The sequence below is a fragment of the Halomonas sp. BN3-1 genome (assembly GCF_003056325.1).
Lineage (GTDB): Bacteria > Pseudomonadota > Gammaproteobacteria > Pseudomonadales > Halomonadaceae > Halomonas > Halomonas litopenaei.
The window spans coordinates 60,977-81,695 of sequence record NZ_PYVV01000019.1 but is presented as its reverse complement, the minus strand read 5'-3'; the positions used below and the strand labels follow the sequence as shown (position 1 = coordinate 81,695).

Below are 20,719 nucleotides of genomic sequence, written 5' to 3'. Positions count from 1 at the left end.
CGTCCCTGTGGATCCCCCGCAGGGGCGATGACAGGAGGTCCCATGAACGTTCGCAGTGAAGGCGTGGTGATCGTAGGTGGTGGTGCCGGCGGCCTCGAGCTTGCCATCCGGCTGGCCAAGGCAGGCCACAAGGACGTATTGCTGATCGACCGTAGCGCCACCCATGTGTGGAAACCGCGGTTGCATGAGCTTGCCGCCGGTTTTCGGCGTGGCGAGGTCGATGAGCTGGACTACGCAGGACTCGCCGAGCACTGGGGGTTTGGCTTCGAGCGCGGTGAACTCGCGGACATCGATCCCGAGGCGCGTACCCTGACCCTGGCCGAGTGGCCCGAAGACGACGGTCGGGTGAGGGTGCCCGGTCGCTGCATCGGCTACCAGGCGGTGGTGCTGGCGATTGGCGGGGTGACCCCGGACATGGGCGTGGAGGGCGTGCTCGAGCATGCCCTGATGCTGGACAGCGAGGCCGACGCCGAGCGACTGTTCGAGCGCTTCTCGACGGGTCTGCTGGCGCATCGCGCCGGGCAGCGTAGTGATCCCTTCCATATCGCCATCGTCGGTTCAGGGGCCACCGGGGTGGAACTGGCGGGACTGCTGGCTACCGAGGCGCGGGCCTCGAGTGTGGCCCCACGAGAGTGCCAGCCCAGGGTCAAGGTGACCCTGCTGGAGGCGACCGATACCTTCATGCCGGGCATGGAGGATGAGGTGCGCCAGTCCATCCGCAAGCGCCTTTTGAATGTCGGCATCGACATCCATACCGAACAGCAGGTCAGTCGCGTCGATCGCGACCGTCTTACCACCGATGGCGGCGACGAGTTTCCGGCGGACCTGACCATCTGGGCGGCCGGTCGCGTGGGGCCGCCGGTGGCCGATTCGATCGACGCGCTGGCGACCAACAAGAAGCGCCAGTGGCGGGTGAAGCCGACCCTGCAGAGTGTCGACAGTGATCACGTCTTTGCGCTGGGTGACTGCTCGGTTATCGACGACGAGCCCGCACCGCCCACCGCCCAGGCGGCCAGCGAGCAGGCAGAACATCTGGCCAAGGAGTTGCCGCGTTTTCTCGCGGGGGAAACGCCGGCGCCCTTCGTCTACGAGGACAAGGGTACCCTGCTGTCGCTGGGTGAGGCCGGCAGCGTCGGCGAAGTGAAAGGCTGGTTCGCCGATGACGTCCAGTTGCGCGGGCGACTCGCGCGGGCGGCCTACCAGGGACTGCAGCGCCAGCACCAGTTCATCCTGCTGGGGCCGCTCAAGGGTACCGCCGAGGCGCTGAGCGACGTCCTCGGCCGCTCGGTCGGGCCACGCCTCAAGATCCACTGACCACGCGTTGCGTGCGCCGGCGGCCGCCACGCCCCTGGCAAAGCGTCGGCGGCCGCTCGACTCAGCTCGGATCGATGGTCAACAAAAGGCGCGTCTCCCCTGCCTGCTGCGCCGGGCTGCGATGTACCAGTCCGCGGCCCTCGTTGCCGCTCCAGCCGTCTCCCTTCAACAGTGCCAGGTCGCCGGTGCCCAGCCGCTGAATGGCATGGGCCTGGCGAAGCGTCTCGGGCTTGTCCGGCGAAGGCGCACCGAGCCCGGCGCGATTGACCGCAGACTCGGGCAGCCATTCGCTGCCCGGCCCCCGATAGCTGGTGACCAGTCGCACCGGCAACTTGTCGCAGTGAAAGCGTGGACACATGGCGCTGTCCAGCAGGCGCAGCCGTATTCCCAGAGTGTCGGTGTCAAACAGCATCGCCATGGCCTGGGTCAACAGCACGACGTCGTCTACCAGGGGGCAGGCTTGCTCCGGGGCGGGCATGCTGCGCCGGAGTTCTCGCTTCATGGCGGCGTCGGGAACTCCCAGCCACTGGAAGCTCCAGCGACGCTCGGTATCGCACTGTGCCTGGATGCTGCGTTCCAGGCTGGGGGACAGCGCGCGCTGCATCACCGCGATGGTGATGCCTTGCTCGAAGATGCGCGGCAGGATCGAGGCATCGATACCCTGGGCCCAGTGGACACTTGACTGCGACTCGCAAGACGCGGTCGGGGCGTCCCCGTCGACGCAGGTGGACAGTGAGCTGGACAGCGACATCTTGGCGTCTCCATGGGATGTGTTTACAATGTTATAACGTAACATTTAAAACAAGGAAAGCGCCTCGTGCAGAGAGGGGCTTTCCTTTGCGAGCGCACATGGGGAGAACAGGTTCATGAATGATGCCAGGTTGCCGGTCACGGTACTGTCAGGCTTTCTGGGAGCCGGCAAGACCACCTTGCTGAATCACCTTCTGGCCAATCGCCAGGGGCGTCGGGTCGCGGTCATCGTCAACGACATGAGCGAGGTCAATATCGACGCCGCTCTGGTGCGCGGTGGGCCAGTGGCATCAGACGAGCTGGAGGACGGGGTCACGCTGAACCGCGCCGAAGAGCGCCTGGTGGAGATGAGCAACGGCTGTATCTGCTGCACCCTGCGCGAGGACCTGTTGATCGAGGTCCGCAGGCTGGCCGAGGAGGGGCGCTTCGACAGCCTGGTGATCGAATCCACCGGCATCTCTGAACCCCTGCCGGTGGCGGAGACCTTTACCTTCGCCGATGAGGACGGTCAGTGCCTGTCCGAGATTGCCAGACTCGATACCCTGGTCACCGTGGTCGATGGCGCCAATTTTCTGAGCCAGTACGCTGAAGCCCGCTCCCTCAAGGAGGCGGGGGAGTCGCTGGGCGAGGACGATGAGCGCAATGTTGCGGACCTGCTGGTGGACCAGATCGAGTTCTGCGATGTGCTGGCGATCAGCAAGTGCGACCTGATCTCGGCGCAGCAACTGGCGGAGGTCGAGGCGGTGCTGCGCGCCCTCAATCCCGAGGCCGACATCGTCCACATGGTCCAGGGCGAGGTGGCGCTGTCGCGGGTGCTGGATACCGGACGCTTCAGCTTCGAGCGGGCCCAGCGGGCCCCGGGCTGGCTCAAGGAGCTGCGCGGTGAGCATGTGCCTGAAACCGAGGAGTACGGTATCTCGAGTTTTGCCTATGAGGCGCGCCGCCCCTTCCACCCGCGCAGGTTTCATGAACTGCTGCATGGCGACTGGTTCGGTGGCACCTTGCTGCGCTCCAAGGGGTTCTTCTGGCTTGCCAGCCGTCCTCAGTTCGCCGGTCAGTGGAGTCAGGCGGGAGGCATCGCTCACCACGGCCTGGCGGGTCGCTTCTGGCGGGCGGTACCCGAGGAGCAGTGGCCCGAGGACCCGGAGTATCGCGAGGCGATTCTGGCCAAATGGCAGGAGCCCTTCGGTGACATGCGCCAGGAACTGGTGTTCATCGGCCAGAACCTGGCGGAGCATCGCATTCGCCAGGCCCTGGATGAGTGCCTGCTGAGCGAATCGGAGCTGGCCCTCGGCATGGACGCCTGGGTCGACTCGGATGACCCTTTTCCAGCCTGGTAAAACCAGGCTAACGACGCTGGCTCAGTGAGTCAGCCCAGGCCAGCCGGCTCAGTGAGTCAGTTCGGGCCAGTCAGTTCGGGTCATCCGTTCAGCCAATCAGGCCAGCTAGAGGGGCCACCTGCCGGCTGTCGGGAAAGACCTGCTCGGCCAGGGGATCGAGGTCGAGGCCAAGGTGGTCGCGCAGCACACCCTTGAGGACGGCGCGGGTGTCCTGGGCGGCGATCAGATCACGGTCGTCACGCAGCCGGGCGAGCCCCGGCCACTGGCCGTGGACGCGCCCCCCTCGAATGGCGCCACCGGCCAACAGGATGCAACTGGCGGTGCCATGATCGGTGCCGCCGGTGCCGTTGACGGCCACCGTGCGGCCAAACTCGGTGATGACCACTACGGCGGTGTGCTGCCAGCGTTCGCCGAGCTTGCCGTGCAGCGCCGCAAGCCCGCCATCCAGCTGTTCAAGCTTGCGTGACAGCACCGCATTCTGGCGAGCGTGGGTGTCCCAGCCGTCGTCTTCCACCATGGCGATCTGGGGGCCATCCGCGGCGGCAAGGAACTGTGCTGCCGCCGCCAGGGTATCCTCCAGGCGGCCACCGCTGTCGATATCGGTAGGTGCCATCTGCTGCATCGCCAGGGCGCGCTCGAACACCGGGCCCAGCCGGGGGTCCTGTCGATAGAGCGCGGCGACCCGCTGGGCCAGTGACGGCTGGGTGGTACCGTGCGCCGACGGCGACCAAGTGGCGAAGGGGGCCGGCCCACGGATCAACAGCGGGCGCGATGAGGTGAGGCCTAGTCCCTGGGTGTCGCCGAGGCTGCCCACCGCACGGTTCAGCCAGCCGGTGCGGCTTCCTGTGGGGGTGGCGGTGCCGTTTTCCAGGCACTCCTGAGCGTCGAAGTGCGAGCGTCCCTGATAGGGCAGTCCGCAGGCGTGAACCACGGCGAAGTCGCCGGCCTGGTAGAGACGGTGGCAGAAGGCCAGAGACCGATGCAGCGAAAAGGTCCCGTCCAGTCGTGGTGCAACGACTCCTGCCTGGGATGCCAGGCTACCGCGCAAGCGCTGGTAGGCGGGGTCGCTATCGCAGGGGACGGCGGCGAGGCCATCGAGGGCACCGCGCAGCAGTACGACGACCAGGCGGCGCTTGCCGAGCGGGGAGTCGGCCGCAGCCAGCGAGGGCCACAGCAGCAGGCTGGTGCCTGCGCCCAGCGCCTTGAGAAACTCGCGTCGGTTGAACATGGCGGATTCCATTGGGTGGTGTCGCGACGGCGCTCAGCGCCACTGAAACTCGGGGCTTGCCAGCACCATGGCGAGCGCCTGGTTGCGGGGCGCCTGACTGAGCGCCACGGCGGTGGCTTCACGCAGGCGAGGGCCCAGGCTCTGCTGGGCCAGCTCCATGGCTTCGCCGCTGGCGTCACCGGCGTGGCGCTGGGCCACCAGCAGTCGCTTGTTCAAGGCGTCGGCACCGATCCAGTCGTTGGCATCATCGCTCCATCCGGCCGGGGCGCCGGCGAGAAAAGGTGGCTGGCCCAGCAGTCGAAGCTGCTGGCCCCAGTCACTGCCATCGGGCGAGGGTGCCTTGCCCAGGGCGCGATAGAGCGCGACGAGATATTCCTGCGGACGGCGAAACTTGAGCGCTTGCGGCTGCCACGCCTGGGGGTGGCTGAACAGGGTGCGAAACAGCGCCGACAGGCGACCGTTCTCGCGCTGGAAGGTGGAGGCCAAGGCCGATACCAGCTCACTGGGTGGGTCGTCGGCGACAAAGTGACGGGCAAGCTTGGTGGCGACAAAGGTTGCGGTGGCCTCCTGGCCGGCCACAAAGCGCAGCATGTCACGCCCCTGCCTGGCCCCGCCTGCAGCGAAGCGCCGCCCCAGCAGGTCTCGCTCGCCGCCTTGATGGGCCGCGCCATGAAACAGGCTACCGTAGGGTCCGAGGGCCGGGGCCTCGGTCGATGGCGGCAGTTCGAGCCGTGTCCGCCATCCGGTGATGGCCCTGGCCAGTTCGATCACGTCCTGCTGTTGATAGGGGCCATCGACGCCGAGGGTATGCAGCTCCAGGATTTCCCGCGCCAGGTTCTCGTTGAGCCCGAGCCGTCCGGCAGAGGCTCTGGCACTTCTGGCCAGCGGCGAATCGGGGCCCACCGACGCTGCATTGTCGAGATAGAGCAGCATGGCCGGATGCTGCTCGACGCCCAGCAGCATGGCCGAAAAGCTACCCGACACATAGGGCCGGATGGCCTCGCGCTCGAAGGCCCCGGGCAGCAACTGTACGCCGCCGCGGTCGGCGGACACGGTGAAGTGGTTGCTCCAGAACATCACCCAGCGCTCGAGTACCGGAAACGGACTCAGACACTGCTGGCGCCCCCTGGCCTGGATCTCGGCCTGTTTCATCGCGCCAAAACGCTCGAGCAGGGTCGGCAGGCTCTGTGTGGGCTTGTCATTGGCGGCGGCCTCGCTCATGCGTCGACGGGCGGCCGCGTGGTCTCGGCGAAAGCGATCGAAGTGCTCCAGGTAGGTGATGGTGGATGGCAGGGCGGCGAGAGGCTCGATCAGTGGCGCTCGTTCGGCCTCGTCGATCTGCGCCAGCACCCAGCCCTGGGGGGCCTTGGCGATCTCGGCAAGCTCACCTGGCCCCGCGCCGAGGCCAAAGCGATTGGCGGCGATTTCCGCCTGAACGAGGGTGGTTGTCACAGCTGACGCCTCCTGTTGGCATGGCTGACGAAGCCTGGGGCAGGATGCCGGGGGCCGGCCCTGGGGTGAGGCGCCGGGGATCGCCAACAGTTTGGCCGGTAGGTGGCGGGGGCGTTCAGCCGAGTAGGGGGGGATGATCGAGCAGGCCCAGGTCCGAGGCCAGGGCTACGCTTGCACCGGCCTAAGGCGCACCTTTCGTGCATTTTCGATAGGCGTGTCGCGCCAACGCCAACGCCTCAGGTCAGAGCCTTCGGTGGGGGCGCAAGGTGGATGGCGAAGAGTCGGCGAGCGATGGTCAGACAAGGCAAAAATCGGTGAGACAGCGCAGTTTACGAGATGTAAATGAGCATGTTGGTGTGATTTTTTACGCCGTATTACCGAGCGCAGGCACTTTTCATACAAAGCCATAGGCTCAGGGGGTGTGCAGGGCAATACTCAACAGCACCCGCTTGCCCTTTTCGATTTTCGAGACGCTGTGCTGGTAGAGGTCGGGACGAAACAGGATCACCCGGTCGAACAGGTTGAAGATCACCTTTTCGGTCTCGAACACCCCGCCAGCCTGAGGGGCCTTCAGGATGAGGTTCAGCTTGTAGTAGCGGCCGCCACCCATGGGGTCATTGTGGCGATAGACGCTGTGGCCTTCGGGGTAGGTGACCAGGTTGGCGGTCAGCCGCCCCAGATCCAGCAGGGTTCGATTGGTGACGCTTGCCATGGGGACTCCTTGGAAGGGCGCGGGACGACTCGGTGATGTCGTGGGTGGACGCCATTCAAACGCATTTTGAGCAATTGCTCAATAACGGGCGGTCGCTCTGTGCAGGCTGGGACCATCAGGACGATGTCGGGGAGGCGAGCCGAGCCGGCTGGCTGGCCGGTAATGAGGGCGATCGGCGGCGTGGCCGAGCCCGGGGGACTGAACTAGGCTGAAACGAGCTGGGGGTAACCGTCCTTCGGCGCCCGGGACTGCCGTCGACAGCGACGGCAAGGGGGAAGCATGTCGGGTCAGATGATGTATCGCCTGCCGGTGGAAGCTGCCGAGCGTGTGCACATGCGCCGCTACATCGCTGCACTGGGCGCGTCCAAGGCTCGACAGGATAATCGAGGCTTCTACCACTACGCCGGCATCCATGGCGCCCCGGGGCGCTGGTGCTGGCATCATCAGTTCTCGCCTCGCACCAGCCTGAGCGCCAGGCTGTTTCTGCCCTGGCACCGGGCCTACCTCCATCGTCTGGAGCAGTCGCTGCAGGATATCGATGAAGAGGTCTCGATCCCCTGGTGGGACTGGACCGAAGGCGAGGGCATTCCCGAGGCCTTCGATGTTGCGCTGATCGATGGCGAGGAGAATCCGCTCCACTCCTCGCGCATCCAGCTTTATCCCCCCCAGGTGCCCGAACCGGTGGACCTGGTCACCGAGCGCAATCCTGGCGGCCTGTTGCCGGTGTTTTCCTTTCCAGTGGCCGACGTGAACGGCGATGGACGGGCGACGCTGGGCGAGATCGCGGCCTTCCTGGTGGAGCGGGTGGATACCTTCGAGCAGTTCAACGACCTGATCGAGACGGTGCATGATCAGCTCCACGTCTATGTCGGTGCGACCATGGCCAGCACCACCTACGCCGCCTATGATCCGATCTTCTACTCTCACCACTGCATGATCGACCGGCTCTGGTCGCTGTGGCAGAAGCGCCACGGCATCACCAACTTTCCCCCGGGGCTCGAGGAGATCGTGCTGGAACCCTTCGGCCTGACCGTCGGTGAAGTGCTCAATGTCCAGTCGCTGGGCTACGAGTATGCCCGTTCGGTGGCGGACCTGACCCTGGCCGGCAGCGGTCTGGAGGAGGCCTGATGATCGAGCAACGCTATCGCCTGCCGCGGCTCGACCTGGGCGCGCTTCGCGCCGATGAGTTCGAGGAAGCCTTCGTCGAGCTGTATGGCATCCACCACCTGCGCCCCAGCTACACCGCCTGGCTCTTCTTCAGCGCGCGCCTGCCGGCCAGGGTGACCCCGCAAAGCCGGGGCTATGCCGGCACCTTTGCGCTGTTCGGCCACGCCGAATGCTGGGGCTCGCCAGGACACTGCCATGGCCCGGATGGTCTCAGACGTTTCGATACCCGGCCTTCCCATCCGATGACACCGGCGTTCAAGCGGGTACCGGTGACCCAGGCCCTGAAGCGCCATCTGCACGCCGGCAAGAGCACCCTGGACATCCAGATCTACGCCTATACGCGCGAGGCCTGGCCCGATCGTGGCGACAAGTCACTGGTGTGTTGCAGCGGGGTGCAACTGGTCACCTTGTGATCGAGCGCAGGCGCAGTTTCGGTGCGCGCGGCAGGCTTGATGCTTTTTGGCTTGCCGAGCTGGCTTGCCGAGGCTCTGTCCGAAAAGTCGACGAGCGCAGGCACTTTTCAGCCAAGCCCTAGGCCTTGGAGGACTGGGCCCACAGATTGACCCCACCATCCACCGCGTAGCGGTCGATGTCGGCCAGCTCCTCGTCGCTGAAGTCGAGGTTGTCCAGGGCCTCGACGCAGTCGCTGACCTGATCGGGGCGGCTGGCGCCGATCAAGGCGCTGGTCACGCGGCCGCCGCGCAGCACCCAGGCAATCGCCATCTGCGCCAGACTCTGGCCACGCCGCTCGGCGATGGCGTTGAGCTCCCTGACACGCTCGAGGTTGTCGTCGGACAGGTGCTGTTCGCGGATCGCACCACCGCGAGCAAGACGGCTGTCGTCAGGCACCCCACCCAGGTACTTGGCGGTCAAAAGGCCCTGGGCCAGTGGCGAGAAGACGATCGAGCCGATGCCTTCATCGTCCAGCACATCGAGCAGCCCGTCGTCCTCGATCCAGCGGTTGATCATCGAGTAGCTGGGCTGGTGGATCAGGCAGGGGGTTCCCAGTTCGCGCAGCAGGCGAGCGGCCTCGCGGGTGCGCTCAGGGCTGTACGACGAGATACCGGCGTAGAGCGCCTTGCCCGAGCGTACCGCCTGGTCCAGCGCGCCCATGGTTTCTTCCAGCGGTGTCTCGGGATCGAAGCGGTGGGAGTAGAAGATGTCGACGTAGTCCAGATCCAGGCGCTTGAGACTCTGGTCGAGGCTCGACAGCAGATACTTGCGGCTGCCCCACTCGCCGTAGGGGCCGGGCCACATGTTATAGCCCGCCTTGGTGGAGATGATCAGTTCAGCGCGGTGGCCGGCGAAGTCGGTCTTGAGGATGCGCCCGAACATGGACTCGGCGCTGCCAGGCGGCGGGCCATAGTTATTGGCCAGGTCGAAGTGGGTAATGCCGTGATCGAAGGCGGTACGGCAGATCTCGCGAGCGTTGTCTTCATGGGCGTTGTGGCCGAAGTTGTGCCACAGCCCGAGGGACAGGGCGGGCAGCTTGAGGCCACTGCGACCGCAGCGGTGATAGCGCATGCGTTCGTAACGGTCTTCGGCGGGACGATAGCTCATGATGGTCTCCTGTCAGGGCGCACGGGCGCCGTGGCTGTCGTCTCAGCACTTTAGCTGTGTTTGTCGAGGTATCCAAAAGGGCCGCCCCGAAAAAGCCATGTGCCAGGTCGTGGGCACATGGCGCCAGGGCTATGACGCCCCAGGCGCAGCCTTTGCGGCGTGGCGACTGGGGCGTGACGCTAGGGGCGTGACGCTAGGGGCGTGACGCCAGGGGGCAGGGGTCAGCCGCCGGCGTTCATGGTCTCCGGCATGGCGGCCAGGGTAGCCTCGTCGGAGAGCAGGTCGTGCAGGGTCTGGGACGCCATCTGGGAGTTGCCGTCCATGACCCCGTCGAGCCATACCAGCGCCTGCTCACGGTTGGCGTTCTGCAGGCCATTGGCGGCCAGGTAGGCCTTGGCCAGCGCCAGCCGCGCGGTCTCGTGGCCCTGACGCGCGGCCTTGAGCAGGTAGTCGGCGCCCTGGCGGGTATCCCGCTCGAGGTTTTCACCGCGCAGGTACTCGCGGCCGAGGCTGGCCTGGGCGCCGGCGTGGCCTTGTTCGGCGGCGCTGGTCAGCAGCTGTTCGCCCCGGCTCGGGTCCTGAGCCAGGCTCTGGTCGCCTCGCACCAGGGCGGTGCCAAGCAGGGCGCGTGCCGACAGGCTGCCGGCGTCGCTGGCTCGGGTCAGCCAGCGCTCGGCCTCGGCCGGGTCGGCGCTGACGCCATTGCCTTCGAGGTAGGCCTCGCCAAGGGTCTGGGCGGCGTACTCGTTACCGGCCTCGGCGGCTTCGCTCAGCAGGCGACGACCCCGCTCGGGGTCGGCTTCCACGCCGTTTCCGGTCAGCAGCATGCCGCCCAGGTCAGCACGCGCGCCGGCGTGGCCACCGGCCACCGCCACCTGGAGCAGTTCGGCGCCCTTGGCCGGGTCGCGGGCGACGCCTTCACCGTCCAGGTACATGCGGCCAAGCGCGGCGGCGGCGCCTGGATGACCCTGGCGGGCGGCACGCTCGAGCCAGCGGCTGGCCTCGGACAGGTTGCGCCCGACGCCCTGGCCGTCGCGATAGGCGCGGCCCAGGTCCGCCATGGAGTTGACGTTGCCCTGACGGGCGGAGGCGATCAGCGCCTGGATGTCACCGGCCTGGCCGCGATCGCGCTGGGTGCGCATCAGCGCCTCGGCGGCGGAGGGGTGGCCGGCGGCCTCGGCCCGTTCGAGCCACTCGGTGGCCTGGGCAAGGTCACGGCTCACCCCGGTACCGTCGCGGTAGGCGCGGCCGAGGACGACCATGGCGTAGGCGTCGCCCTGCTCGGCGGCGTTCTCCAGAAGGCGCCGTCCGTGATCCACCCGAGAATTTCCTCGCTGGGTCGAAGCACCATCGGCCACGGCCATGGCGTCGCCGCCCGGTTCCTGGGTGGGGTTCGGGCCTGTCGTCTCGGGGCTCAGCTCGCCGGTCAGCTCGCCAGTCAGATAGGCCTCGCCCAGGCGGGTGGCGGCGCTGGTATCGCCGGCTTCCACCGCCTGGGTCAGCAGGCGCTCCGCCTCACGGGGCTGATAGGGCAGGGGGCCGTCCTCGGCCAGATAGGCCTCGCCGAGGGTGCGCAGGGCGCCGCTCTGCCCTTGGTCGATGGCCTCGCGCAACAGCCGTTCGCCCCGGGCCGGATCGGTGGCCACGCCACGGCCGCTGAGGTAGAGCGCGCCCAGCTGTTCGGTGGCAAACGGATGGCCCAGCTCATGTCCGCGCTCGAGATAGCGGGCGGCGATCACTGGCTGGGTCGGCACCACCTCATCGGCCAGGTAGGCCTGGCCGAGCATCGCCAGTGCCAGCGGGTCGTCGTGTCGGGCGGCCTGCTCGAGCAGGCGGATGCCGCGCTGGGGTTCCGCCGGCAGGGCATCGCCTTCCAGCAAGGCGCGACCCAGGGTCACGCGGGCGTCGACCGAGTCCTCGTCGATAGCCTTTTCGAGCCAATTGCGTGCCTCGATTGGCCGTGCCCTGAGGCCGTCGCCCTCCAGCAGAATCCGGCCCAGGCGTTCCATGGCGTCGACGTCACCGTTCTCGGCCGCCTGGGTCAGCAGGGTCACGCCCTGCTCGGCGCGGCCGCTGTCGAGCATCTCGCGGCCCGCCTTGGCCACCGCGTCGGGGTCACCGGCCTGGGCGGCCTGGGTCAGCCAGTGCAGGCGGCGATCGTCGTTGCCGGCCAGCAGGCCGTCGGCCGAGTACAGCTCAGCCAGTTCGGTCATCGCCTTGATATCGCCGCCGCCGGCGCGCTCGCGCAGGCCTTCGGCGTAACGCTCGGCGTACTCGCGCGAGCGTGCCTTGTCGGTGTCGAGCCAACCGCCCTCGGCGTAGGCGTTGGCCAGTGCCAGGATGGCATCCGGGTTACCGTTGTTCGCCGCCTGACGATACAGCGCCAGGGCGCGCTGGGGGTCCGCCGCGACGCCTTCGGCGCCGCGGGCCAGCAATGAGGCCATCACCACGCCTTCGTCACGGCCGATTTCCTCTTCCATGGCCTGCTCGAGCAGGTAGTAGGCCAGTACCGGACGATAGGGCGCACCCTGCTGTTCCAGGCTCAGCTTGGCCAGGTTGAGCGATGCGTGGCCAAGGATATAGGACGGCGTGCGCACGGCGTCCTCGTAGTAGGCAGCGGCCTTGGCGGGGTCCGCCTGGATGCCCTTGCCCTGATCCCAGATCTTGCCGAGTTCGTAGTAGGCCTTGGGGATGTCCTGGGCGGCCAGCCCCTTGAGCTTGAGGATCGCCTCTCGGGTCTGGCCGGCAGCGACGAGCTGCTGCGCCTCTTCCAGGGTGTTGTCATGCATCCATTCGGGGTTGCGTGGCTGCTCCTTGTCGAAGAAGTCCTGATACTCGGCAGGCAGCGGGTCGACGCCGGTACTCTGGAACTCGGTACCGGGGGCGGCGCAGCCGCCGAGCCACAGCGCCACGGCGACCGAGGCGGTGAGCGGAAAGGCCCGGGACCAGCGTTGGCCTTGGGCGGTGTGGGGGCGAAAACGGGGGAGCATCATAAGCAGGCCTCCTGGTTGATCGTGTGCTGTCACTGAGACGCGCTGTCGTCGTCGAGACCCTCGAAGGCGGTGGTCTCGCGCTCCTGTTCATCGACGACGAGGTGCTGCTGCGCCTCGGGTGACATGAAGTACAACGTCTGGTAACCGCCGGCGCTGCGGTTGTAGACCGGACGCACCTGGGCCAGGAACCGTTCGATGCGCGGGTCATCGAAGCGGCTCTGATAGATCTCCATCCAGGCGAAGTACTGGTTGTCCTTGAGAAAGCCGGTGTACTGCTCGTGGGGCGCCAGGTCTCCAAGCGCCTCGGGATCGTTGAAGATGGTCATGGCGAAGTCCACGGCGTCGTGGATGTCATGGCCGTTGATCTCGAGTTCGAAGATGTCATAGCCCTGGCGTGCGATGACCTGCATGTTGGTGATCAGGTAGAGCAGCGCATAGTTCTGGTAGTGGGTGGCGCGACGACCACGCTCGATCTCCAGCGGAAAGGCGCCGCGCTCGGTCATGTCGGAGAGCGCCGAATGGATGGCGCTGACGCCGAAGCGAAACAGCTCATCGTCCTCGGTAATCACTCCGATCATGCTGGCGTAGAGGGCGCGGCGGTAGAAGTGGTTGTTGCAGCAGCTGTTGCCGGGCTGCCCCTGAATGGCGGCGTGCTTGTGGGCGAGCCGGTTGAGCCACTGCTCGACACGTTGCTTGGCCTGGTCGCTGCCCTCGACGCGGGGACGCACCACCGAGTAGGCCATGCCCGCGGCGAAGATCATCGATTCGGTGGCGAACCAGGCCTGAGGCTCCTTGGGATCGTAGTGGAAGTCGGTCAGGGCATCGTGCTGGGCCCATTGATCGAGAAAGGTCACCAGGCAGTCGGCGTAGTAGGTGTCGCCGGTGGCCACGAAGGAGCCGGCGAGCATCGACACACTGTCCTCGAAGTCGAACAGGGGTTCGGATGCCAGTTCCCACTCCTTGGGGCTGGGATAATAGCCGGGGATCCGCAGGCGCGTGGTGATCGGCTCCTGGGCCAGCAGTTGCTGGCAGCTGGGTCCGTTGGTCAGTTGATCGAGCTCCTGCAACAGGATCGAGTTGTCGGTGTCGGCCAGTGTTTCCATGCGGGCCTCTACATCGAAGTAGGAGGCGTCAGGTCTGGTCACTCGGTAGTCGCTGAGGTCCAGCTCGGCCCGTTCTTCCAGGGTCATGGCGTGCGCGGACGATACCAGGGCGGCACCCATCGTCAGGCCGAGCGTCAGGCCCGTTGCCAGCTTTCCCGACAACCTGGCCGTCGGCCATCCCATCACTCTGTGTACCAGACGCTTGAGCGGATTTGCCGAGCGTTGGTCGAAGTGGTGGCACCGGCCGGATTCGAATGCCGGCATCGATGGGCCCAGGCCTCGGGTGGGGAGGGGACCGGGGGATGAGCCATGGGATGGGTGCATCAAGTGTCTCCTTGGCGGCGCCCCTGGGGGCGCCGCGATCATGAACGGGGGGCGTAGAAACGGAAGTCGGCAAAGTCGGCGTGCTGGTCACTGGGGGTGCGCCAGTCCTCACCGTGGCCACCGAAGAAGGTCGAGAACATCAGGCCATCGATGTGCACGTCGTCGTCGGTACGGTAGGTGAGATTGGTCTGCTCGAGCACCGGCCGACCATCGACCCACACCCGGGCAATGCCGTTGGCCTTGCCGGGGTCGTTGAGGATGATCTCCTGCTCCAGGGTGACCCACTGACCGGTGGGGAAGGTGAAGCGGCCTCGGGCCACCGAGTCGCCGTAGTCGCCCTCGCCGCCGACCACGTATTCGTAAAGTTCACCCTGGCCGTCTTCGCGCCACATGTAGCGCATGGAGAAGCCATTCTCGCCGGTGACATCGTCACCGCCGCTGGGCGCTTCGCCGCCGTAGAGTCCCGGCAGCTTGCCGCCCTTGACGAAGTTGAACCCGCTCTCGAAGCGAACCCGGTAGCTCAGGCAGGCGTGATCGCGGCCTTCGAGCGCGGAAGGCTCGGTGTAGAAGCCGGCGCCCCCGGTGTCGGTGTCGCCAGGCGAGGAGGTGTCCTCGGGATAGAGGACCCTGAGCGCCGGTGTCGCCGAATGACCCGACAACAGCTCGACGTTCTCCTCGGTGCCCCAGGTACGGGTGGTGTCGAAGCCTTCGCGGATGGCGTCGTGGGCGCTTTTCTCACCCAGCGCAGGGGCGGGTGAGGCGACCAGCGGATGGCGCGCCGAGCAGGCGGCGACCTGGGGGACGCCGGGGCTCTGCTGATCGGCGTCGCTGTCATTGGCGCCGTTGTCCGCCAGGGCGGGTTGGGTAGCGCAGATGGCCAGCAGGGTGGCGGACAGGCGCGTCGTCAGTGTCGACATGGCGTTCGTACTCCTGTTGGCTCACGACCACCGCGGTGGTCGTGGCAAGTGGAACGGATACGTGTAAAGAAAGAGCGTGGCTCAGCCGGCGGTGTCGGCGGCGTCGTTGTCACCAATGCCCGAGAACAGTTGGCTGGCCTGCTGGACCACCCGGCGGCCGCTCTGCCAGATCCACTCGGCGGTGGCGCCCAGCAGGGCCTGTTCGGTAAAGCGCACGTCCACCGGAGTACCGACACTTTCCACCGGCAGCGGCTTTTCCGGTACCAGCAGCACGCTGGCGACGTTCTGCTGTTGGCGTACCCAGCTCGGGAAGCCGGCGCGCGGCTGGCGCTCGATGTCCAGCGCCACGCTGCGCACCCGAGCGCTGATCGGGCCGGAGGCGTTGGGCAGCGACAGATAGGCGAGTTGATCGGGCTCGATGCGATCGATGTCGTCCATATGCACCAGCGCCTCGACCATGACCTCGTCGTCGCCGGTACGCATCAGCGTCATGATCTTTTCGCTTTCGTTGATATAGGTGCCGTCGGAGCTCGACAGCGCCCACGCCACCAGGCAGTCGCAGGGGCTGTAGATCTCGTTCTGGGACTGGCGCGCCTGCAGCGCGGTGACCCTGGACGCCTGGAAGTCTCGGGCGGTCTCGAACTGATCGATACGTGCACGAGCGATGTCCGGGGACACCGTCTCGAAGCTCACGGCGTCACCGTTGCCGGGCTCGGCGGAGTTGGCCAGGCTGACCTGTCCGCCATTGGCGCCGTCGAGGTTTTCCTGAAGGTTCTCGATCAGTTGGCTGTTGTAGCGCTGGGCGGCCTCGGCCAGGATCAGGTCGGACTCCAGATCGACGTCCTTGACCCGGGTGAGCTGCTCGTCCCGTGTGACACGGTCACCGGCCTTGAGCTCGTGCGCCATCAGGATGCCGGGGCTCGGTGCACGAATGTCGATGCGTGGCGCGGTGACAGCGGCGAAGTTGGGCTCGATCAGCATGAAGTTGCGGTAGGCGGTGGCCGCCGCGACCACCGCGAGCACCGCGAAGCCGATGAACAGCGCCACGTAGCGGCCCATGGGTCTCGGCGGACGAGCCGCTGCCTGGGGCGTGCTGCCGGTGCCGCGACGCTTGCGTGGGGTCTGGGCATCCTCGCCCTGGACCATCTGCTCGACGTCCAGCGGTCGGCCGGCCAGGTGGGCGCGGACCACGCGGCGCAGCAGCTCAAGGTGGGAGGGGGAGATGTCGGTGATCTCGAAGCCGGCGTGGTGTGCACCACCGCGACCTTCCAGCGCCAGGCTATGGCGGCACTGGGCGCTCACGGGCACCAGCAGCTCGCCGCTGGCGGTGGTGATGGCGATGCTGCCGCGCACCCTGGCGTCCTGGCGCATCGGGCGCGGGCTCTCGATGGCGAAGCCGCCCTGGGACAGGTCCAGCCCGCGGAAGCGGTTGCCGTCATCGAAGCGCACCTCGAAGGTCGGCGAAACGCGGATGTAGCGGCGTTCATCGCGGCGCTCATGGGCCAGTCCCGAGCCTGCCGGTGCCTCTTCTTGGCGCGGCTGAGAGCGCGCATCGCCCAGATGAGGTTCGGCGCGCGGCGCGGGGTCCGGCTGACGAGCAGGCTCGTGGCGGGGTGTTGAGGTGTCCTTGTCGTCGAAGTAATCGCTCATATCGGTGTCCTGAAGTCAGTATTCGCTGAGCCGTGGCGGTGTCTGGCCGTACATGCGGCCCAGCGACAAAGTGTGGCCGTGTCGTCGTTGTCAGCCGTGGCGTGGCTATCAGCCGTGGCGTGGCTGCACCTGGATGCGCAGGTCACTCAGCGACAGCCTGGTGTCGTGAAGATCGAGCGAGCAGCGCTGCTGGTCGGTGCAGCTCAACAGATCGCCGGGGGCTGGTGTGGTGCCCTGGGCGTCCTTGAGGTGATCGATCAAGGTCGGCGGAACCTCTAGCGTGGTGCCCTGGGGGCTGCCGCTGAGGTTGGTGGCTTCGCCGATGCTGCTTGCGCCCAGGCGTTCGATCAGCCGATCGCTGATCCGTAGCTCACCGGCGGGCAGGTGTAGCTCGCCCGAGCCGTCCTCGATGCGGCTGGCCAGCCAGCGACTGGCGTCAGGCAGCGCGGCAGTGTCGCCGGGCACCGGGCCTGCCCGTTCGAGGATCTTCAGCGAGGTAGCGTCGGGTACCTTCAGTACGCCGGTGGCCAGGGTCAGCACGAACAACATCAGGCAGACATGAAAGCCATGCAGCAGATGCCCCATGCGACGCTGGCGGCGTACCGCCTTTTCGTCACCAGGCTCACCGGCAGAAATGCCCTGGCGTGACCACTTCTGACGGTTGAAGCGAAAGCTCACGTAGGTCTTGAGCAGGGCGCCGTAGACCTGGTTGTAGTAGATCAGCGGGATCCACAGAAGGCTGAAGCGACCACGCTGCCAGGCCAGGATCGAGGTGGAGATCCCGCGGGTGAACAGGATCCACAGGGCATAGGCGAAGATGAACGACGGCCGCACGAACAGCGTCACCAGGATCGCCACGATGGGGCCGATCAGGGTCGTCCACATGGACAGCCGCTGGTCGATCAGGCTCCACCAGGTGAACAGCCCCATCGGCCTCGGCCCCAGGGCAATGGCGCGACCGCTGGTGCGCAGCATGTTGCCGTACCAGCGACGCATCAGGTCGGTGGTCGAGGCAAAGAAGCGCTTGCGGTCCGGCAGCTCCTCGAATCCCGAGACGTAGACATCCGGCAGGTAGAGCATCTTCCAGCCGTTCTTGAGCAACCAGTACCAGGTCGACTTGTCGTCCCCGGACAGGAACTTGAAATTGCCGAAGCGCCAATGCTCGACGTGGTCGTTCTCGACCATGTCGATAAAGTCCGGGTGGGTCGCCAGGTCGGCGCGGAAGGCGCTGTAGCGGCCGGTCAGGACCAGCAGCCGCTCGGACACCGACATCGAGCTCATCACCAGATGACGCTGGGCGTAACGCAGGTCGTACCACTCCTTGGTGGCATCGTTGCCGGTGACGATGGCGCTGTTGTTGGTGGTCAGGGCGCCGAGATCATCGCGCAGGGCGAAGAACGACAGCGAGCGCTCCAGGGTTCCGGGCTCGAGCAGGATATCCCCGTCCATGGACACCAGCAGGGCGTCGGGGGCCGGGGCCCGGCGCGAGATCGCACGCAGCACCTCGGCCATGGCCGAACGCTTGCCGTCGCCCTTCTGGAACATGTAGCGGACCTCGATATGCGACGGCCAGCGGTGTTCCTGCAGCACGTGGGAGATGATGTCCACGTCGGTCTGGTCCGAGACCGAGGCAAAGATGGTGGTCGGCACGCCATAGTGCCGGGTCTCCTCGATCAGTGCGTCGTAGACCCGAAAGCAGACGTCGGGGTCGATGCGAAAGGAGGTGCACAGCACGTAGAGCTCTGACGGCTTGCCGGACTCTCCCAGGGCGTCGGCCTCGGCCCGCATCTGTGGAAAGACGCGGCGGTTGTACCACACCGATCGCAGCGCCTGGACGAACCACCATGAATAGCGCCACGCACCGACCGCGCCAATGGCGAAGAAGAAGCTCTTCGACGCCGGCGAGAACACCTCGGAGGGCAACTCGCTGACCAGCACGATCAGCAGCGACAGCAGCAGCGCCAGGGTGGTCAGCTCCGTGGCCTTGCTGGCCACGGAGGTGTGCTTGGGTAGCGATGACATGGTGGCGTCCTTACACCCGGGGGTGTTGCAGGGAGGCGCCGCGACCCATGGCGTAGTATTCGAGACCCGCCGCTTCGACGTCCTCGGGTGAGAAGAGGTTGCGTCCATCGATCACCAGCGGGTGATTGAGGGTGCGCGCGATCTTGTCGAAGTCGACGGTGCGGAAGGCCTTCCACTCGGTGCAGATGACCAGGGCGTCGGCGCCTTCCAGGGCAGCGTCACGCTGCTTGGAGAGACACAGGTCCGAGCGCTCGCCGTAGATGCGATGGCACTCGGCGGCGGCCTCGGGGTCGTAGGCCTGGACCCGGGCGCCGGCTTGCCACAGCTGTTCCATCAGTACCCGGCTCGGCGCCTCGCGCATGTCGTCGGTGTTGGGCTTGAAGGCGAGTCCCCACAGGGCGATGGTGCGGCCCTTGAGGTTGCCGTGGAGCGCCAGTTCCAGCTTGTCGAACAGCCGCGTCTTCTGGGCGTCGTTGACCGTTTCCACCGCCTGCAGCATGCGGGCGGGGGCGCCGACCTCGCTGGCGGTGCGGGCCAGTGCCTTGACGTCCTTGGGGAAGCAGGAGCCGCCGTAGCCACAGCCGGGATAGATGAAGTGGTAGCCGATACGCGGGTCGCTGCCGATGCCGTGGCGGACCTGCTCGACGTCCGCACCCAGGTGCTCGGCCAGGTTGGCGATTTCGTTGATGAAGCTGATCTTGGTGGCGAGCATGGCGTTGGCGGCGTACTTGGTCAGTTCGGCGCTGCGCACGTCCATGAACATCAGCTTGTCGCGCTGGCGGCTGTAGGGGGCATAGCACTCGCGCATCAGCTTGCGGACCTTGTCGCTGTCGGTACCGATGACGATCCGCGCCCCCCGCGAGAAGTCCTCGATTGCCGCGCCTTCCTTGAGGAATTCCGGGTTGGAGCAGACGTCGAAGTCGACCTCGGCCTGGCGTCCCTCCAGGGTATCGGCCACCGCCTGATGAACCTTGTCGGCGGTCCCCACCGGGACGGTGGACTTGTTGATGATGACGCGATATCCGTCCATGTGCTGGCCGATGGTACGGGCCACGCCAAGCACGTGGGTCAGGTCGGCGCTGCCGTCCTCGTCAGGGGGCGTTCCCACCGCGATGAACTGCAACAGGCCATGGGCCACCCCTTCCTCCGGGCTATCGGAGAAGGTCAGGCGCTCGTCTTCCATATTGTGGCGGATCAGATCCTCGAGGCCTGGTTCGTAGATCGGTACTTCACCGCGCTTGAGGCGGGCGACCTTGACCTGATCGACGTCCACACACATCACGTCGTGTCCCACATCGGCCAGGCAGGCGCCGGTGACCAGTCCTACGTAACCCGAGCCGTGAATCGTGATTTTCATGAACTCACTCCTTGCCGTCGCTTGTGATATTGGCGGCCTTGCCTCGGGCGTCGGAGGGACGCCGGGAAAGCCTTGTTCTGACCGCAATGAGGGCAAGGATCGATCCATTTATCTTTTTGTATTTTAAAAACAACAACTTATTGGGAGTCGTGCTCTAGTGAGCGTTCTCCGGGATGGCCGATGGTCGGGCGGAGTGTCGCCATTAAGAGACAATGGTGTGCGACGTTCGTATAAAGCATTTAAAATCAGATAGTTATATGTTGCCCTATGGATACGCCAATGATTTTCTGTGTGATAAGTTGTTGAAAATAAAGTGAAAACACTGTTTTTTTACGTTTCGCCGATCAGCAGCCGATCGGAGCATCATGCTTGAGACGGTTTTTGCGGCATGACGATCGCCATGCTGACGTTGTCGACGCCGAGTAGCGGCAGAGCTGCCAGGCGTCGAGCCGCGGCGAACGTCGAGCTGGATGACCCGGCAGTGAAACAGCGCCATCAGCGAATGAGGGGAGGAATGCTATGTTGAACAGTGGCTTATGTTTTGAGTAAGAGGCGGGCAGGGTTACCGGGAGGGACCGAGGCTCACATGCGTACACAGACGAGCATGAAGTTTCTCGCCATCATTGGTGTTAGTTAAGTATGAATGACGCGAAGTTATTGGCGTTAATTATATGAGCGTTGTTTTCAGAAGTTTGCATAAAACATCAATTGAATAGATGGATCCCAAATTCACTGTACTTGAGTCCAATGCTAGTCATAAAAAAGCTTCGCTAATACTACTTCCACAGTGTGCCGATAAGGTGCGTTATCGAGGGCAGAAATATCCTTGG

General features: G+C 65.7%; 15 protein-coding genes. 4 read left to right on the top strand and 11 right to left on the bottom strand.

The genetic code is table 11. The features are described from left to right. Positions 1–42: 42 nt before the first annotated feature. Positions 43–1,314, top strand: a complete 1,272-nt coding sequence (locus C9F12_RS20700) for an FAD-dependent oxidoreductase (protein WP_162816542.1) — start codon at positions 43–45, stop codon at positions 1,312–1,314. A 61-nt stretch (positions 1,315–1,375) separates the two neighbouring features. On the opposite strand, the gene C9F12_RS20695 is transcribed toward C9F12_RS20700, so the two are convergent. Then, a complete protein-coding gene (locus C9F12_RS20695; RefSeq protein WP_108450065.1) occupies positions 1,376–2,065 on the bottom strand; it encodes a DUF1826 domain-containing protein in 690 nt (229 codons plus the stop codon). A gap of 115 nt (positions 2,066–2,180) precedes the next feature. Between C9F12_RS20695 and zigA the strand changes: the two genes are divergently transcribed. After that, the gene (zigA, locus tag C9F12_RS20690) at positions 2,181–3,404 is read left to right on the top strand and encodes a zinc metallochaperone GTPase ZigA (protein WP_108450064.1); all 1,224 of its coding nucleotides are present in this window, start codon (positions 2,181–2,183) and stop codon (positions 3,402–3,404) included. Positions 3,405–3,492: 88 nt separating this feature from the next. On the opposite strand, the gene C9F12_RS20685 is transcribed toward zigA, so the two are convergent. The 3 genes from C9F12_RS20685 to C9F12_RS20675 form a co-directional block, all read right to left on the bottom strand. Beyond that, complete coding sequence (locus C9F12_RS20685; RefSeq protein WP_108450063.1) at positions 3,493–4,632, bottom strand: DUF1501 domain-containing protein; 1,140 nt, start codon at positions 4,630–4,632, stop codon at positions 3,493–3,495. A gap of 33 nt (positions 4,633–4,665) precedes the next feature. Beyond that, complete coding sequence (locus C9F12_RS20680; RefSeq protein ID WP_108450062.1) at positions 4,666–6,084, bottom strand: DUF1800 domain-containing protein; 1,419 nt, start codon at positions 6,082–6,084, stop codon at positions 4,666–4,668. A 412-nt stretch (positions 6,085–6,496) separates the two neighbouring features. After that, positions 6,497–6,796 (bottom strand): hypothetical protein, encoded by a 300-nt coding sequence (locus C9F12_RS20675; RefSeq protein ID WP_045992559.1) that lies wholly within the window; start codon positions 6,794–6,796, stop codon positions 6,497–6,499. A 279-nt stretch (positions 6,797–7,075) separates the two neighbouring features. Between C9F12_RS20675 and C9F12_RS20670 the strand changes: the two genes are divergently transcribed. Together C9F12_RS20670 and C9F12_RS20665 are read left to right on the top strand one after the other, a co-directional pair. Further along, a complete protein-coding gene (locus tag C9F12_RS20670; protein ID WP_108450061.1) occupies positions 7,076–7,924 on the top strand; it encodes a tyrosinase family protein in 849 nt (282 codons plus the stop codon). Further along, positions 7,924–8,376 (top strand): hypothetical protein, encoded by a 453-nt coding sequence (locus C9F12_RS20665; protein WP_045992561.1) that lies wholly within the window; start codon positions 7,924–7,926, stop codon positions 8,374–8,376. The genes C9F12_RS20670 and C9F12_RS20665 overlap by 1 nt, the downstream gene beginning before the upstream one ends. A gap of 118 nt (positions 8,377–8,494) precedes the next feature. Here the strand turns inward: C9F12_RS20665 and mgrA are convergent, their stop codons facing one another. The 7 genes from mgrA to C9F12_RS20630 all read right to left on the bottom strand — a co-directional run bounded on the left by mgrA (position 8,495) and on the right by C9F12_RS20630 (position 19,889). After that, a complete protein-coding gene (gene mgrA / locus C9F12_RS20660; RefSeq protein WP_108450060.1) occupies positions 8,495–9,523 on the bottom strand; it encodes an L-glyceraldehyde 3-phosphate reductase in 1,029 nt (342 codons plus the stop codon). Between the two features lie 221 nt (positions 9,524–9,744). After that, a complete protein-coding gene (locus C9F12_RS20655) occupies positions 9,745–12,516 on the bottom strand; it encodes a tetratricopeptide repeat protein (RefSeq protein WP_240184313.1) in 2,772 nt (923 codons plus the stop codon). Positions 12,517–12,545: 29 nt separating this feature from the next. Further along, complete coding sequence (locus tag C9F12_RS20650; protein ID WP_083970380.1) at positions 12,546–13,802, bottom strand: alginate lyase family protein; 1,257 nt, start codon at positions 13,800–13,802, stop codon at positions 12,546–12,548. A 179-nt stretch (positions 13,803–13,981) separates the two neighbouring features. Then, on the bottom strand, positions 13,982–14,860 hold the full coding sequence (locus tag C9F12_RS20645; RefSeq protein ID WP_205254744.1) for a polysaccharide lyase: 879 nt from the start codon (positions 14,858–14,860) through the stop codon (positions 13,982–13,984). 81 nt (positions 14,861–14,941) lie between these two features. Next, on the bottom strand, positions 14,942–16,510 hold the full coding sequence (locus C9F12_RS20640; protein ID WP_045992564.1) for a PilZ domain-containing protein: 1,569 nt from the start codon (positions 16,508–16,510) through the stop codon (positions 14,942–14,944). 108 nt (positions 16,511–16,618) lie between these two features. Beyond that, entirely contained in the window at positions 16,619–18,532 is a 1,914-nt protein-coding gene (locus tag C9F12_RS20635; RefSeq protein ID WP_108450059.1) for a glycosyltransferase, read from the bottom strand. A gap of 10 nt (positions 18,533–18,542) precedes the next feature. Beyond that, positions 18,543–19,889, bottom strand: a complete 1,347-nt coding sequence (locus tag C9F12_RS20630; protein WP_108450058.1) for a UDP-glucose/GDP-mannose dehydrogenase family protein — start codon at positions 19,887–19,889, stop codon at positions 18,543–18,545. Positions 19,890–20,719 lie beyond the last annotated feature (830 nt).